Annotated in this window: 14 protein-coding genes; 8 read left to right on the forward strand and 6 right to left on the reverse strand. The window is 70.4% G+C overall.

The window, feature by feature from the left end:
* Nucleotides 1-82 precede the first annotated feature (82 nt).
* Nucleotides 83-967: a hypothetical protein gene (locus tag B0I29_RS08040; protein ID WP_111648261.1), complete on the forward strand. Its 885-nt coding sequence runs from the start codon at nt 83-85 to the stop codon at nt 965-967.
* Between the two features lie 625 nt (nt 968-1,592).
* Here the strand turns inward: B0I29_RS08040 and B0I29_RS08050 are convergent.
* From B0I29_RS08050 to B0I29_RS08060, 3 genes are all read right to left on the reverse strand, one after another.
* Nucleotides 1,593-2,354, reverse strand: a complete 762-nt coding sequence (locus B0I29_RS08050; RefSeq protein ID WP_111648263.1) for an SDR family NAD(P)-dependent oxidoreductase — start codon at nt 2,352-2,354, stop codon at nt 1,593-1,595.
* Between the two features lie 171 nt (nt 2,355-2,525).
* Entirely contained in the window at nt 2,526-3,194 is a 669-nt protein-coding gene (locus tag B0I29_RS08055) for a hypothetical protein (protein WP_111648264.1), read from the reverse strand.
* 775 nt (nt 3,195-3,969) lie between these two features.
* Entirely contained in the window at nt 3,970-4,374 is a 405-nt protein-coding gene (locus tag B0I29_RS08060; protein WP_245972336.1) for a hypothetical protein, read from the reverse strand.
* Between the two features lie 36 nt (nt 4,375-4,410).
* Between B0I29_RS08060 and B0I29_RS08065 the strand changes: the two genes are divergently transcribed.
* From B0I29_RS08065 to B0I29_RS08080, 4 genes are all read left to right on the forward strand, one after another.
* Complete coding sequence (locus B0I29_RS08065; RefSeq protein ID WP_221403062.1) at nt 4,411-5,739, forward strand: AAA family ATPase; 1,329 nt, start codon at nt 4,411-4,413, stop codon at nt 5,737-5,739.
* Between the two features lie 36 nt (nt 5,740-5,775).
* A complete protein-coding gene (locus tag B0I29_RS08070) occupies nt 5,776-6,777 on the forward strand; it encodes a beta family protein (RefSeq protein ID WP_111648266.1) in 1,002 nt (333 codons plus the stop codon).
* 30 nt (nt 6,778-6,807) lie between these two features.
* On the forward strand, nt 6,808-7,644 hold the full coding sequence (locus B0I29_RS08075) for a bifunctional DNA primase/polymerase (RefSeq protein ID WP_245972338.1): 837 nt from the start codon (nt 6,808-6,810) through the stop codon (nt 7,642-7,644).
* Nucleotides 7,645-7,923: 279 nt separating this feature from the next.
* The gene (locus B0I29_RS08080) at nt 7,924-9,744 is read left to right on the forward strand and encodes a GAF domain-containing SpoIIE family protein phosphatase (RefSeq protein WP_111648268.1); all 1,821 of its coding nucleotides are present in this window, start codon (nt 7,924-7,926) and stop codon (nt 9,742-9,744) included.
* Here the strand turns inward: B0I29_RS08080 and B0I29_RS08085 are convergent.
* Entirely contained in the window at nt 9,724-11,175 is a 1,452-nt protein-coding gene (locus B0I29_RS08085) for a hypothetical protein (RefSeq protein ID WP_111648269.1), read from the reverse strand. The two genes, B0I29_RS08080 and B0I29_RS08085, sit on opposite strands and share 21 nt — an antisense overlap.
* Nucleotides 11,172-12,212 carry a hypothetical protein gene (locus B0I29_RS08090; protein ID WP_111648270.1) on the reverse strand — a complete coding sequence of 347 codons (1,041 nt, stop codon included), beginning with the start codon at nt 12,210-12,212 and terminating at the stop codon, nt 11,172-11,174. Before B0I29_RS08090 ends, B0I29_RS08085 begins: the two co-directional genes overlap by 4 nt.
* A 141-nt stretch (nt 12,213-12,353) precedes the next feature.
* Here B0I29_RS08090 and B0I29_RS08095 point away from each other — a divergent pair, with 141 nt between their 5' ends.
* Entirely contained in the window at nt 12,354-12,638 is a 285-nt protein-coding gene (locus tag B0I29_RS08095) for a DUF427 domain-containing protein (RefSeq protein ID WP_111648271.1), read from the forward strand.
* A gap of 22 nt (nt 12,639-12,660) precedes the next feature.
* On the opposite strand, the gene B0I29_RS08100 is transcribed toward B0I29_RS08095, so the two are convergent.
* On the reverse strand, nt 12,661-12,993 hold the full coding sequence (locus B0I29_RS08100) for a hypothetical protein (protein ID WP_111648272.1): 333 nt from the start codon (nt 12,991-12,993) through the stop codon (nt 12,661-12,663).
* Nucleotides 12,994-13,397: 404 nt separating this feature from the next.
* On the opposite strand from B0I29_RS08100, the gene fxsA reads away from it, so the two are divergent.
* Nucleotides 13,398-13,586, forward strand: a complete 189-nt coding sequence (gene fxsA / locus B0I29_RS08105; protein WP_245972339.1) for an FxSxx-COOH cyclophane-containing RiPP peptide — start codon at nt 13,398-13,400, stop codon at nt 13,584-13,586.
* Nucleotides 13,586-15,022: an aKG-HExxH-type peptide beta-hydroxylase gene (locus B0I29_RS08110; protein ID WP_111648274.1), complete on the forward strand. Its 1,437-nt coding sequence runs from the start codon at nt 13,586-13,588 to the stop codon at nt 15,020-15,022. Before fxsA ends, B0I29_RS08110 begins: the two co-directional genes overlap by 1 nt.
* Nucleotides 15,023-15,038: the final 16 nt, after the last annotated feature.

Raw genomic sequence — 15,038 nt, forward strand, 5'->3', positions numbered from 1 at the left:
CTGATCTTCGCGGGGCTGCTGCGTACCCCGGCACCCGCTATGGTGGCGCGCACTGATCTTGGATCGATGCCTTGGGGACCACGTGAATCACGGCTGGGAGAACTTGGACGGCAACGGCCATTACTGGCCTTCGCAGACCCCGGGAGTTCCGTCGTCCTTCCACGCCGGGCCCTCCGACCCGCTGGTCAGCCCGGACTTCAGCGGCTGGTGCGCCCGGGGCACCGCGCTGGTGAAGCTGATCTGGAAGCCGGCCCTGCTGCTGCACGTGATCGTGGCCGTGCCGACTCTGGTGATCAGCCTCCCCGCCCAGAACCTGCTGGAGCGGGAGCAGAGCACCTTCACTATCGCCCTTGATGCCCGCCCCACCGGATTTCCGCCGGTCGGCGACCTGGCCGTGGCCGTTCTCGTGGTGCTGCTCGCCGCCCTCTTCACCGGAGCGCTCTACCTGATCGCCACGTCGGCCACCGTTCAACTGGTGATCCAGGCCGCCACCGGCCGGCCCGTCGAACTCGGCAACGCCCTGAAAGTCGCGCTCCGCCGAACCCCGGCACTGTTCGGCTGGGGCGTCCTGGCGATGCTGCTGAGCGTCGTGGCGGTTCTGTTCTGCATCCTGCCGGTCATCTACGTCGCCGCCGTCCTCGCCGTCCTGCCGGTGGTGGTCACCGTGGAACGCGGCGCCGGCATCGGCCGCTGCTTCCAGCTCTTCCACGCCGACTTCGGCGTATCGGCCGGCCGGGTGGCGACCGTCTACGGCATAGCACTCGGCGCGTCATTCGCCCTGCTCGTCGTCTCCACACTGGCGCACGCCGGCCTGGGCGCAACAGCCGGCTCAGCGACCGAGGTCATTCTGAACGGGCTGTTCTCGGTGGCGTTCGGCGTGGTGGGCACAACCTTCCTGGTCACCACATACGCCGACATGAGATCAAGAAAAGAACCATTCTCAACGGCGTATCTGACGGCCCCCTAAGCACTGAGCCGGCCGACCCCGGCTCCGGCCCCAGCCCCGGCCCCGCGCGACCGCCAGGGCGAGGACCAAGAGCGTCGATTAGCGGTTCAATACGCACCCAAACGCGACACGCAAGCCGCAGAGCGCAAGCCGCACGCCGCAGAGCGCATGCCGCACGCCGCAGAGCGCATGCCGCAAGCCCGTGTCGACTTCAGGTTCGATCCGCGCCCAAACTCCACACGCATCGGCGGGCCGCTCACACCGTCTCGACTCCGCCCCACCACGCGGAAATCCGGCCCGACTACTGGCCGAGCCGAGCCGCTGGCCGAGCCGAGCCGTAGCTCAGACGTGTCATCGGACGCTCATAAGGCGCCTGGGCTACGGCTGAGTGGCACGAGCCGTCGTTCAGGGACGTTATCGCTGCCTCATGAGGTGTCTGAGCTACGGCTCGCCCTCGGCAGCGGGACCTGCGGCGGGAGAACACGCCGTGGCCCGACCGGCCAGCGCTTCCGGTCGGCGCCTGCTTGTGTGTCGAGTTCGGGTGCGGAGCGCACCTCAAATCGACACGCCCGGGCCAGCGCCCGCCTGTGTGTCGAGTTCGGGTGCGGAGCGCACCTCAAATCGACACGCTCGGGTTGGTGGGGGGTCAGGTTTCTTCGGGGTCGCGGCCTTGGGCTGCTCGGCCGCCGTCTACCGGGATTGTGGTGCCGTTTATGAAGGAGGCCGCGTCGGAGAGGAGGAAGGCTGCTGTTTCGGCTACCTCGGACGGGCGGCCCATCCTGCCCAGTGGGTGGAGCAGGCGGATCTCCTGGTGAAAGTGGTCACGTCCGGGTTCGGAGAGTGCTGCCAGGTGGGATTCGGATCGGTCGGTGGTGATCGAGCCCAGGGCGAGGGCGTTCGTGCGTACGCCTGACGGGCCGTAGTCGACGGCCAGCGCTCGTGTCAGGCCTTCGATGGCGGCCTTCGCGGTCGCGTACGGAAGAGCGGCCCGGACCGCGCGGCTCGCCTGGTGTGACGAGATGTTGACGATCGAGCCGCCGGACTCGGGCGTGGCGAGGAAGTGGCGGATCGCTGTCGCGCAGCCGGTCAGGACGGGGTCGAGGTTCTGGCGGATCAGGGTGGAGACCTCGGTGGGTGACTCGTGCAGGGCGGCGTCGCGGAAGATCGCTGCGTTGTTGACCCAGCCTTGCAACGGTGCCTCGGATGCCGCCGTCGCTGCTGCTTGCTCGGCGGCCTGCGGGTCCGCGGCGTTGCCAAGCACCGGGATGATCCGGCCGGGGTGATCGGTGGTCCAGGTCAGGGCTGCCGGGTCGAGTTCCAGGACCACTACGGGGCCAACGGTGGCCAGGCGTTCGGTGATGGCTCGGCCGATACCTCGGCCTCCGCCGGTGACGACGAATGACGGCATCCGGCCATCCTTCCCCCAACGGCCCGCCCCGAAAAACGCCTCGACAGATGCCCCGGAAGGCGCCTCGAATAGCGACACCTTGAAGAGATAAGGCCCTTCGAAGGACGATCAACGGCCACCTCGGCGGCGGCTGCCTGAGGTGGCCGTTGATGGGTGGAGTTACCAGGGTTGTCAGGGGAATTGCATGCGCCTCGGGCGCGGGATCACCGGCGGCGGGAGCGGTAGGTCGTCCATGTGGCTCCAGTTGAGAGTGCCGTTGTCCGTGGACTTGACCTCGCCCAGGCACGCGCGGAGCAGGCCCAGGTTCGGCGCGCCGGCGAAACCGGCGATCACGACCTCGGGTTTTGTTGCCATCTGGGCGATCGCCGCACAGATCTTGGCTACTTCGCGCTCGTCGACGGCGTCGAGCGGGAGTGGGGCCTCAACCGGTGAGCGGCGCCACGGCGGGCCGAACCGGCGGAGCAACTCGCGGGCCAGGCGGCCGAAGGAGCGGCCGACCTCGGCGTCGCGCATCGAGATCCGCGCGGACTGGCCGTAACACCATGGCACCACGACGTGCCCATTGATCAGAACGAGCTGGTACACCGATCGGGGCACCGCGATGATCTCCGCGCCTGGGAGTGTGCCCAGGAAGAGGACCAGTTCCTCATAGGGCAACGCCCAGCGCGGGTTCGCGAGCACACGCTCCACCGTCTGGGTCATCGCCGGGTGCGCGTGTACCTCGCGGTCGATCGCGGTGCTCAAAGCCTCGGGTACCCGGGTCCAGAGCTCGTCGGCGATCTGATCACCGAACTGCTCGATGAGCCATTCACTCGGACCGACGAGAACGTCTGGGCGCATTCCCCACCACCACCGTCCGTGTTACTGACGTCACTGCTGGCTAGAAGAGTTGCACTTCCGATGATCGACTGGAAGGGGTCGCAACGAGATCATAAAAACAACCGTGAATGAACTCGCGCATGTCGACCAACAGGCTGCCACGACGTTGGAGCGAGCGGCCGGGGATCGACGAAACCTGCAACTTGCGCAAGCGAACCGCATGCGCAAGTTGCAGGCCGGCTTCGCTATTCGCCCGTACTGAATATTGAAGCCGAGAGTTATTTCCATGCGATGACGGAGAAGCAAACATCGTTTCACTCATAGTGATCGAATGCTGTTTCACCTGCGACGAAGAGTCGCCCTTGATCGTTTAGCCGGGCGGTTACCGGGCGAATCCGGGGCGTTCCAGGACCTCATGCAAGTGGCTGCAACGGGCTCACCCGCGGATCTCCTCGCGCTGGCCCCGCGGGGCCACAAGATCGCTAGATGGCGCACGACGATGCGAGTGTCAGATTCCCGTCAGATCATCCGCGAGTAGGTGCAGCTAGCGGCGCGACGGCCTCAGCGTGCGCTCTCCCGTCGGCGACCAGGGCGCGCCCGAAGCCCCAGCGCACGAGAGCAGTCATCTATAAACACGAGAGAAGTCATTTATAAAACGCAAGACTGAACCGTGAAATCGCGTACCCGGAAATCATTTAAAATGGCGTGGCAATCACCTTTGGGCTGCCCAGCGCCGACCTACCCGCCGGGAACCATCATCAGACGATCGAACGTGAACGGCCACCGGCTGAACCGTTCAGATATTTCCGGAAGACGGGCCGACGGTGTCCCAGGAGTGCTCGAAATGGTCCGGCCGCAGTCGCCATTCGCGCAGGACGGCCAGGAGCGCCGCCTCGTCGGCCGCTTCGGCGTGCCGGATCCGGACGGCACCGAGGTCGTGGTCGTACCCCTCGAGCCGGTCGGCCTCGAACTCCCAGTGGGTGACCCGGAAGCTGCGCGTGTCGTCGCTGCGTGCCCGGCCGGCGCGCAGCGAGGCCTTGTCGGCCGGCCCCGAGCTGGGCACGATGTGCACGAACGACCACCGGTTCGGCTGCGACGCGGGCACGAGCACGCCCAGCCGGCGACCGAGCCGGAGCGCCGACAGCTTCACCGCCGGCCAGTCCCATTCGCTCCCGTCCATGATGCCGGGCAGCGTACCCATCCAAGGCTTCGCCCACGCTAACGTGCCGGGGTGAGTCTGAACGTGTCACCGGTAAAAACCGCTTCACCAGCGGAAAGCGTGTCACCGGCTGAGGAGGCCGCCGCCGTCATCGCGGCGGTACTGAGCGACCTGCGGTCCGGCCGCCACCGCGGCGTGGTGGTGGACTCGCCGCCCGGCGCCGGCAAGTCGACCCTGGTGGTACGCGCAGCCGGCGAACTGGCCGAAACAGGCGAGCCACTGATGATCGTGGCGCAGACCAACGAGCAGGTGGACGACCTGATCGACCGGCTCGGCACCCGCTCGCCGGAGGTCTCGGTCGGCCGGCTGTCGGCGGTCGACTACGAGGCGTCAGCCCGGGTCAAGGCACATCCGAGCTGCCGGGTCGCGCCGAAGGTGACGGACCTGGGCTCGCCGTCGGTCACCATCGGCACGGCGGCGAAATGGGCCACGGTCACCGAGGGCACCTGGCCGTGGGCGATCGTCGACGAGGCGTACCAAATGCGCTCGGATGCACTGCTGCGTGTCGCTCCCCGGTTCGAGCGGGCGCTGTTCGTCGGTGATCCCGGCCAGCTCGATCCGTTCTCGACGGTCGAGGTGGACCGGTGGGTCGGCCTCTCCTGGGACCCGATGCAGAGCGCCGTCGCCGTGCTGCTGCGCCACAACCCGGAGCTCCCGGTGCATCGCCTGCCGGTCTCCTGGCGGCTGCCCGCCTCGGCGGCACCGGTGGTGGCCGAGGCGTTCTATCCGTTCACCGGGTTCCGGTCCGGCACCGGTCCGGGTGATCGCTCGCTCGTGTTCGGGCAGCCCGCGCAGGGCCCGCTCGACGAGGTGCTGGACACCGCCGCGGCGACCGGCTGGGGGCTGTACGAGCTTCCGGCCCGCTTCACCGTGCGTACCGATGCGGAGGCTGCCGCCGCGTGCGCCGAGCTGGCCGCACGGGCCTTGACCCGGCAGGGGGTCGCCTCCTCGGAGTCCGGGACCGGACCGCTCACTGCGGACCGGATCGCCATCGGCGCCGCGCACCGGGACCAGGTCGCGGTGATCCGTTCGCTGCTGCCGCCGGAGGCCGCCGAGGTCACCGTCGACACGGCGAACCGGCTGCAGGGCCGGGAGTACGACCTGACCGTGGTCCTGCACCCGCTCTCCGGCCGGCGCGACGCCACCGCGTTCCACCTGGAGTCCGGCCGGCTGTGCGTGCTGACCTCGCGGCATCGGCACGCCTGTGTCGTGGTGGCCCGGGCCGGCATCGCCGAGCTGCTGGACGCGCACCCGTCCACCGAGCCGGTGCACCTCAACGTCCCGGTGAAATTTCCGGACGGCTGGGAGGTGAATCAATCGATGCTCGCGCATTTATACAGAGCGTAACACTATGGTAACCGTCAATAAGGTTACCGTTGATTCATGGATCTCTATGCCGACTACCAGCCGATCCTGCGCCCGCGGCGCGGCGAGCTGACCGCGCTGGCCCACCTGTCGGCCGAGGAGGCCGCGCGGGTCACGCCGATCGTGGAGCTGGAGTCGGTCGAGGGGATTCTTCCGTTGTTACGGGAGCTGCGGCCGCGTACCCAAGTAGTCGCTCTTGATCTTGGAAGTGTTCCTGGGCCGCCGGAGCTGCTGCTGGCGCTGGCCGGGAGGCTGACCGAAATGGATCTCGGTCTGGTCCCGGTGATGCGTCCGCGGGAGAGCCTCCAGCGGCTCGCCGCTCATGGCGCGGCGGCCCGGATGCATCGGCAGCGGGCCGTTCTGCGCCTCCAGCCGCACGCCGACGCCGGCAATCCGGCCGAGGCGAACGCCGTCGCCGAGCGCGTTCTCGAAGCCTCCGGGCTCGACCCGCGGCAGGTCGACCTGCTGATCGACCTGGCCGAGACGGCCTGCCTGTCGCACGCCGACATTGTCGAGGAGCGGGCCCGGCGGGTGCTGCGCTGGGCTCGTGGCTCGGCGTGGCGCTCGGTCAGCGTGGCGTCCGGCGCGATGCCGCCTAACCTCGACGACCTGCCCACCGACCGCCCGGTCGCGGTGGGACGGCTCGATGCCCGGGTCTGGGCGCGCCTCGGCGAATCCGGGGTCGGGTACGCGGACTACGGCGTCACGTCGCCCGTCCGCCGCAACGGCGTGCAGCATCACCGGCAGCTGCCGACCCTGCGGTACACCTCCGAGCAGGAGTGGTGGATCTACCGATGGGCGCGCCGGGGCGGGCGCAGCGACGACCGCTGTCACGACCTGTGCCGGACCCTGGTCAGCTCGCCGCAGTGGCCGTCCACCGGCGCCCGGTTCTCCTGGGGTGACGCCGAGATCGCCCGGCGGGCGCGGACCGCCCGGGGCGCCGGCAGCTCGGCGAGCTGGATCGCGTGGAGCACCTCGCACCACATCTCCCATGTGCTGCGGGCGCTGCCCTGTCCGTAAAACTGTCGTACGCTTGTTCTAATGTCGCTCATGGCTGCCCTTTCGTACGCCCGGCACGGCATCCCGGTCCTGCCGGTGCACGCGCCTGACCAGGGTGGCGCCTGTTCGTGCGACAAAGGAGTGCGATGCGACCGTCCCGGCAAACATCCCCTGCTCCGCCACGGCCTGACCGACGCCTCCACCGACACCGACCAGATCCGGCTCTGGTGGACGCACTGGCCGCGTGCCAACGTCGGCCTGCGCACCGGCGTGATGATGGATGTCGCCGACGTCGACTCGGCGGAGGGCTGGCACGGGCTTCGCCACCTGCTGCACGACGAGGTCCCGGCCGGCCCGCGGGTGCGCACCGGCCGGGGCGGCCTCCACCTCTGGTTCCGTCCGACCGGTTTCGGCAACCGGGTCCGCCTGCTGCCCGGCCTCGACTGGCGCGGCGCGGGCGGTTACGTCCTGGCCCCGCCCTCGCGGCACGCCAGCGGCGTCGACTACAGCTGGATCCGCCGTCCGACATCCGGCCTTCCGGCCGGCCCACCCGCATTGCTCGCGCTCATCGAGGGCCCCGCTCTGCCGCCGGCTGGGCGGCGGGTCACCCACCCCATTCGGTACGCGGAAACGGCCCTCGAATCCGAGTCCGACAAAGTGGCCCACGCGCCGGTCGGTGCCCGTAACGACACGCTGAACCGGTCGGCGTTCATCCTCGGCCGGCTCGTCGGCGCCGGGCTGCTGGACGAGGCGGCGGTGTGGCACGCGCTGACCGCGGCGGGGCTGTGGGCGGGGCTGAGCCATGCCGAGATCCGGGGGACGCTGCGATCCGGGCTGACAGCCGGCATCCGGCAGCCGTTCGCGAGCAGCGGCCGAGACGCGGCGTGAGCGCCGGCGTCATGCGCCGGAGGGCTGAGACCGCTGCGGGCCGACTGCCGCGCGGGCTGAGACCGCTGCTGCCCGACTGCCACGGGCTGAGGGCGCTGCGGGCCGGCTGCCGCGGGCTGAGGGCGCCACGGGTTGACGGCCGGGATACTTCCGCCGTTGGACGATGGCAGCTGTCTGGGGGTGTCCGTTCGGGCAGGGTTGAAACGGATGATCGGGTCAGCTCCGGAGGAGCCCGCATCCGGACACCGCCGGTAACCTGGCGGAACGGACCGGGGGGCGATGGTGCTGCACGAGGAAGTGATCGGCGACGCCGGGCGCGGTGTGCTCGCGGACCCGGCACGGCTGCTGTCGGTCCGCCGGATCATGGGCGGCCCCCAGCCGGGCGACGCGGCCGGCGACGAGGCGTTCGACAGGCTGGCCATGCTGGTGAACAAGCTGGTCGACGCCCCGATGGGCGCGGTCTGCCTGGTCGACGCCGAACGGCAGCACCTGGTCGGCCAGGTCGGTGTGCCGGAGCCGCTCGCCACGAGCCGCGAGATGCCGCTGACCCACTCGTTCAGCCGGCACGTGGTGGTGGCCGGCGAGCTGCTGTCGATTCCGGACGCGCGGACCGATCCCAGGACTCGGGACAATCCGTCGATCCATGAGATCGGCGCGGTGGCGTACGTGGGAGCGCCCATCACCGGTCCGGACGGGCAGATCGTCGGCACGCTCTGCGCGATCGACCAGGAGCCCCGGGCCTGGACACCGAGCGAGATCACCCTGATCAGCGAGCTGGCCGAGGTCTGCTCGTCGGAGGTCTGCCTGCGGATCTCCCGGGCCGCCGCGGACGAGGCCCGGGCCGCCGCCGAGTCGGCGCATCAGCAGCTCGAGGTGCTCGCCGAGCTGACCGAGTCGCTGGCCGCCACGATGGACGTCGAGGAGGCCATGCGGCGGCTCGGCGGCGTCGTCACGGCCCGGCTCGCCGACTGGTGCGTCGTGACGGTCGCCGACGAGCCGCGCGGTTCCGCGTACGTGTCGGCCGCGCACCGCCTCCCGGAGCGCGCCGCCGACATGGCCCGGCTCGGCGAGCTGGGCGTCCGATCCCGCGCCGACCTGCGCGCCATGGTCAAGGCGGTACGCCGGACCCGCTCGTTGCGTACCCCGGACGGCGCTGCCGACCTGCAGAGCCGGCTGCACGACACCGAGCTGGCCGAGATCACCGCACGGGCCGGGTTCGGCGCGTCGCTGCTGGTGCCGATCACGTCGCCGGTGCGGCGGGAGACGCTCGGCGCGGTGCTGCTGGTGAAGCATCCGGAGCGGTCGGCGTTCACCGCTGCCGAGGAACGCACCGCCGCCGAGATCGGCCGCCGGGCCGGGCTGGCCGTGGAGAACAGCCGCCTCTACCGCGAGCAGCGGCACATGGCCGAGGTGCTGCAGCGCAGCCTGCTCACCGACCTGCCCAGCATCGACGGCATCGGCCTGCACGCGCGTTACGTGCCGGCACAGGACGGCGCGGCCGTCGGCGGCGACTGGTACGACGCCTTCGCCCAGCCCGACGGCAGCGTCATGGTCGCGGTCGGTGACGTGGCCGGGCACGACATCGAGGCGGCCGCCACGATGGGCCAGATGCGCAACCTGGTGCGGGGGAACGCGTACGGGCGGGACGAGGAGCCGGGTGAACTGCTCTTCGCGCTGGACCAGGCGCTGCACGGCCTGCACGTGCCGGGTGCGGCCACCGCGGTGCTGGCCCGGGTGAGCCGGTCCTGGTCGGGCTGGGTGGTGTGTTTCGCGAGCGCCGGGCATCCGCCGCCGCTGGTCCTGCTGCCGGACGGGACCGTGCAGGCCTGGTGGGTGCCGCCGGAGCCGCTGCTGGGCCTGCCGCCGAAAGAGCCGCGGAGCACGAACCGCCGGTTCGTCCCGGCCGGGTCGACGCTGGTGCTCTACACCGACGGCCTGGTGGAAAATCGCCAGCGCCTCTTCGACGACGGCGTCGCGACGATCTCCGAGGTGCTGCGGGCGAACGCCGCGAGCAGTCCCGACGAGCTGTGCGAGCGGCTGCTGGCCGCCGCGCCTCCCGGCAACGACGACATAGCCCTGTTACTGGTCAGCCTCACCTGATGCAGCGGCCTCCGGCGCGGCGGTGACATCAGCCGGCGGGGCTGGTGGGCCGCCGTGGGTCCATGGGGTCTCGGCCGGCTCGGGGAAGGCGCCGCCCGGGCGGAAAGCCTCGCTCAGCGTGGTCAGGATCAGCCGCTCGCCCACCTCGGGCACGCTGCCCGGCTCGGCGACCAGCTTGCGTCCCATCCCGCCGGAGAGCTCCAGCAGCACGTCCACCCCGTCGCCGGCCGGTGTCACCGAGACCACCCGGGCTTTCTGCGCGGTCCGGGACGGGGAGGTGAGTGACGTTCCGGGCTCCATGCGCACGGGTTCCGTGGTGTGCACCATGATCCGGGGGCGCAGGACCGGCCGTTTGCCGCTGTCGTCGACCCGGTTCGGGTTGGCGAGGGTGACGACGCCCGCGAAGGCCGCGCCACTCAGGCGGTATTCGGCGAGGACCAGCGGGTCGTCGAAGGCGCGCTGCACGGCGTACCGGGAGGCGGCGTTCTCCAGGCGTTGCAGCCGGGCCGCGGCGGCGACCGCCCCGTCGCGGCGGGGCTGTGGTGCGCCACCTTCGGCGATGTACTGCGCGAAGGCCGTGTACGCGTCCCGGTCGGAGTCCCAGCGCAGCGACACCCGCTCACCCGCCGGGAGACCGCGCAGCAGGTCCAGCGTGCGCCACATCCGGTCCCAGGTCGGCAGCAGCAGTTCCCGCAGGACGTCGGGCAGTTCGGGCGCGGATCGCTCGATCAGCGGCGCCAGGACCTTGTTGTCGAACTCCGGGTCGGTGGCCGGCCCGGCGACCGGTCCGTTCTCCGCCTCGCGGGCCTCGGCCGCTCCGGACTCGATCCAGGCCAGCTGGGTGCCGAACTGGGCGTCCTCGGTGGCGCTCTGCCCGGTCGCCCAGTGCAGCCCGAGCGCCTGCACGGCATTGAGCAGCAACGACGAGCCGGGGATCTCGGCCGTCCCGGCGAGGAACGTGAGCCAGCGGCCGAGCAGCGGCACTCCGATCGGCACCGGGTACTCGCCGTCGACCGTACGGAATCGGGTGGAACGGCCGAGCATCCGCAGGAAGTCGATGCCGCCCGGGTTGGGCACCCAGATCTGCGGCGCGTCCAGATAGCGCTGGCGGACGTCCTTGCCGCGATCGATCGGGACGTCCTCGCTCTCGGTCGCGAAGCTCTCCAGATACGGAAGAAGCTCCTCGGCGAGCTCGGCGAAGAACGCGAACCGCAGGTCCCGGTCGCGCGGCTGGGTCACCACGAGCAGACGCGGAGCCTTATGCGAAGCGCCGACCATGGCCGCCAGCGGCGCGTTCGCCTCGCCGGCCATGGCGAGCGGGATGAGCACCAGCGGATGGTCCTGAACGTGCAGGTGCCGCACGGTGGCGATCGGCTGGGCCCGGCCGGCGACGAGGGCCTGAGCCCGCGCCAGCGCGGTCAACGTACTCAATAGAGAGCCTCGTTGCGCAACCTCAGCGCGGCCTGCAGCAGCGCCGCCGACTCCGCCTGGTCCTCGGTGGGCGCCTGACGCCCCTCCGCGAGCGCCAGCACCTCGTCCACGCTCTCGATCCCGCCCAGCGCCTCCCGGACCGTACGCCCGAGCACCGCCGTCCCTCCGGCGGCCTCGTGCCGGCAGTACACCGACAGCTCGCACGCCGACAGGCACTCCGGCGCGTACCGCGGCTCGATGTGCCCGAGCGCCTCGACCAGCGCGGCCGGCTCAAGGGTCACGTCGAAGCTCACGAAGTCCGGCAGCTCGGCGATCAGCGACGACACCGAGGACAGCCGGGACAGCTGGCGGCGCAGCGTGGAGAGCTGCTTGCGGACGTCGAGCACTACCGCTTTCGGGCTGAGCGAGAAGTTCTCCGGGCAGACCAGCACGACCTCGTGGCTGACCAGCATCGGATCCTGGCCGAGGCGGGTGAGCAGCTCCCGGAGCGCCAGCACGTAAACGGCGGCCTGCACGGCGGCCGCCGAGACCTTGGCGCTGTCGGCCTGGTCGTCGACGATCGCGAACGACTTGATCTCGACGACCTGGAGGCGGCCCTGGTTCGCGTACGCCACAAGGTCGGGTTCCAGGTAGACGGTCTGGCCGGCCACGTCGAGGGTGAGCAGCGGGTGGTCGATCAGGGCGGCCCGCGCGCCGGCGATCGCCTTGACGGTCTGTGCGTGGCGGTCGTCGACCGACGAGGCTCCAAGATCTTGATAGGCCAGCGACGAGGAGGCGCCGAGCACCGAGCGCAGCAGCTCGCAGTCGTCGGCCTTCAGCATCGCCTCGAACGCGTTGCCCCGGGACAGCGCGAAACGGGACTGGCCGAAGCTGCCGGGGAAGCCGAGTTGCTCGCCGAGTTTCACCTTGTCGACTCCGGCGGCGTCCAGGACGGCCCGGCGGGAGCAGCCAGGGTTGCCGGTGAGCGCGGCGATCGTCCGCGCGTTGTGCCGCTTGGCTTTCGCCGGTCCGCGCAGCTGATTGAGCCGGTCATCCATCAAACGCACCCCAAAAAACGACAGGCGAAACTGGGGACCCACTGTAGATCTTCACACGCGTGTTTTCCTACGTTTCACCCACGAGAGGTGAATAAAACGCACGTATCGGACACAAATGCCACGGCGCGCTACGTTCGAGGAATGCCGAAGGCTATCTGGAACGACGAAGTGATCGCGGAAAGCGACGACACGGTGGTTGTCGAGGGCAATACGTACTTCCCCCTCACCAGCGTGCGTGAGGACGTGCTCGTGCCGTCGGAGACGCACAGCGTCTGCCTATGGAAGGGCAAGGCGTCCTACTACTCCCTCCAAGCCAACGGGAACACAGCGCCGGATGCCGCCTGGTACTACCCCGACCCCAAACCGGATGCCTCAGCGGTGCGTGACCGCGTCGCGTTCCGGAAAGACGTCCACGTCGAAGCGTAAGAAAACCTGACCGGAGGCCCGCTCACGTGATGCGGGGGTGGGCCTCCTCGATCGCACTGACCTCCAGGTAATCCAGCATGTCCCGCTGTTCCTCCGGGTCCAGCGCCGCGAAAGCCGCGTACGCCTCGTCCCGCGCGTGCCCGGTCTCCGCCGCCAGCAGCGCGATGATCGCCGACCAGGCCAGCGAGACCCGGTCGAAGAGCCGCGCCCGGCGCAGCGAGTCGAGCCGGGACAGCATCCCGATCTTGGTCGCCGCGTCGTCATCGGTCGGCACCCGGTCGCAGAGCTCGAAGAGCGCCTTACCCCGGTACGGATGCTCGGCCTCGACCATCCTCGCCAGCTCCGAGTTGTTCATCTGATCCACCGGCGGCGCCGGGCCCCGACGGGGCAGCGACGGAGTGGGTTCACCTGGCACGACTGTCACGTCCGCTCTCGAATCCGTTGCCCGGCGACTGATGCGGCAACGTGGGGGTGTTCTGAAAGGTGGGGAATGGCGGCGCCGGCATCACCGGCTCGTCCGCCTCATCCTGGCCCGCCGGTGGAGCGGCCGCACCGCCACTTTCGGCGCCTGGCTCTACACCCAGCACGATTTCGCCCTCCGTTACCGCTTGCGGTCGTGTTGTCCCATGAGATCACGGCGACGCAACCCTGTGCGAGCACCCACGGTAGTGACTCCCGCCGGTCACCCGACCCGACGACCGCCGTAACCTTGCGGCAACGCATCGACCGACACCGAGGCAGCACCGGAGGAGAAGGCCCGTGGACGCAGGCCAGGACGGCGGGGGGACGCCGGAGGAGTGGCGATCAGTGATGATCGACATTTCCGGGGCCACCCTGGCGGAACTCGTCGAAGAGGACACATCTGCCCTCGCCCACGCCTTGCGCCGTGTCACCGACGAGCTGGATCGGCAGGGTGAGCCGATCGCCGGCTTCAACTCGGCGATCTGATGCGACCACAGCCCTTCCTGCTCACCGACACCGCTTTCGCCGCCCTCGGCGCCGGCCGCCCGGACTCGGACACCCTCGACACGCTCCGGCGCGCCCAGCTCAGCCGCACCCTGCTCCTGCTGCGCGAGATCCGCCGCCGCCTCCCGCACACCCCCGCGTGGTACTCCCGCCTCACCACCGCCGCCCCCGACGAGGCGAATCGGCTGATCGCCGACCCGATGACCGCTCTCTGGGCCGCCCAGGCGCTGCGCGCCGGCAACGAGGCGACAAACCATGACCTCCCCCAGCCAGGACTCCCCCTCACCGCCACTGCCCAAGATCAAATTCTTGGGGTACGCGTAGAGGACTCCAGCTCCGTGCGACACGGACTGGGTCTTCCGCCTTCGGCACCCCTCACCACCGCCGAACGAGACCACTGGCAGCGCTGCCTCGACGGGGCCTGGCAGATCCTGGCGAGCCGGCACCGCCCGGCCGCCGAGATGCTCGCCGCCGTCCTGAAAGTGATCGTGCCGGTCCGGCCCGACCCGGCGGCCGAGGGGATCAGCGCCACCTCGTCCGAGGCGTTCGGCGCGGTCGCCATGTCCTCGCCGGCCGGCCCGGCCGCGCTCGCCGTGGGCCTGCTGCACGAGACCCAGCACAGCGTGCTGAACGCCACGAACCTGCTCTTCGACCTGGTCCGCCCGGGTGGCGGCCCCGGCTATTCGCCGTGGCGTGACGACCCGAGGCCCGCGTCCGGCGTGCTGCACGGCACCTACGCCTACCTGGCCGTGACCCGGTTCTGGCGTACCGAGCGGACAGCGGGCGGCGGCAGCGGCCGGGCGGCCGAGTTCGAGTTCGCCCGCTGGCGGGTCGCGGTGGCCGAGGCGGCCGAGCTGCTGATCGGCGGTGGGGAGCTGACCGAGGCCGGCGCCCGGTTCGTGGCCGCGCTGCTCGACGAGGTGCGGCCGTGGCTCGCCGAACCGGTCGAGCCGGAGATCGAGCGCCTCGCCACGCTGGCCCGTACCGACCACCGGCTGCGCTGGCGCCTGCGGAACCTGACCGTCGCGCCGGACGACACCGCCGAACTGGCGGCCGCCTGGCGAGCGGGCCGCCCGGCACCGGCGGTCACGTCGGTCCTGGCGCCGGGCACCGGCCGGGCGCTGGAGAACAGCCCCCGGCTGCGGCTCGTCCGCTCGCTGGTCAAGGGCCAGGACGCCGGACAGGACGAGTTCGCGGCGGACGGCGACGCCGCCTGTGTGCGGGGCGATGACGGTGCCGCGCTTCGTGCGTACGAAATGGGCCTGGAAAAAGAGCGGGACCATGATCTGACCTGGGCGGGCCTCGCCCTGGTCTCCCCGCGCCCGGCCTTGCGCTCGCGACCGGAGGTGGTGAAGGCCGCCGCGATGGCCGCGCCGGAGGCTCCGGTGGACGCGCTCGCCGATTGGCTCTCCGGATAGCTCATCTGCAGCGCTC

This window comes from Actinoplanes lutulentus, from assembly GCF_003259845.1.
Lineage (GTDB): Bacteria > Actinomycetota > Actinomycetes > Mycobacteriales > Micromonosporaceae > Actinoplanes > Actinoplanes lutulentus.

Coding starts and splice junctions, on each gene's coding strand:
- B0I29_RS08050 (WP_111648263.1), bottom strand. CDS start 2,354: ATGCCGTCATTCGTCGTCACCGGCGGAGGCCGAGGTATCGGCCGAGCC.
- B0I29_RS08055 (WP_111648264.1), bottom strand. CDS start 3,194: ATGCGCCCAGACGTTCTCGTCGGTCCGAGTGAATGGCTCATCGAGCAG.
- B0I29_RS08060 (WP_245972336.1), bottom strand. CDS start 4,374: ATGGGTACGCTGCCCGGCATCATGGACGGGAGCGAATGGGACTGGCCG.
- B0I29_RS08070 (WP_111648266.1), top strand. CDS start 5,776: ATGGATCTCTATGCCGACTACCAGCCGATCCTGCGCCCGCGGCGCGGC.
- B0I29_RS08075 (WP_245972338.1), top strand. CDS start 6,808: ATGGCTGCCCTTTCGTACGCCCGGCACGGCATCCCGGTCCTGCCGGTG.
- B0I29_RS08080 (WP_111648268.1), top strand. CDS start 7,924: ATGGTGCTGCACGAGGAAGTGATCGGCGACGCCGGGCGCGGTGTGCTC.
- B0I29_RS08090 (WP_111648270.1), bottom strand. CDS start 12,212: ATGGATGACCGGCTCAATCAGCTGCGCGGACCGGCGAAAGCCAAGCGG.
- B0I29_RS08095 (WP_111648271.1), top strand. CDS start 12,354: ATGCCGAAGGCTATCTGGAACGACGAAGTGATCGCGGAAAGCGACGAC.
- B0I29_RS08100 (WP_111648272.1), bottom strand. CDS start 12,993: ATGAACAACTCGGAGCTGGCGAGGATGGTCGAGGCCGAGCATCCGTAC.
- B0I29_RS08110 (WP_111648274.1), top strand. CDS start 13,586: ATGCGACCACAGCCCTTCCTGCTCACCGACACCGCTTTCGCCGCCCTC.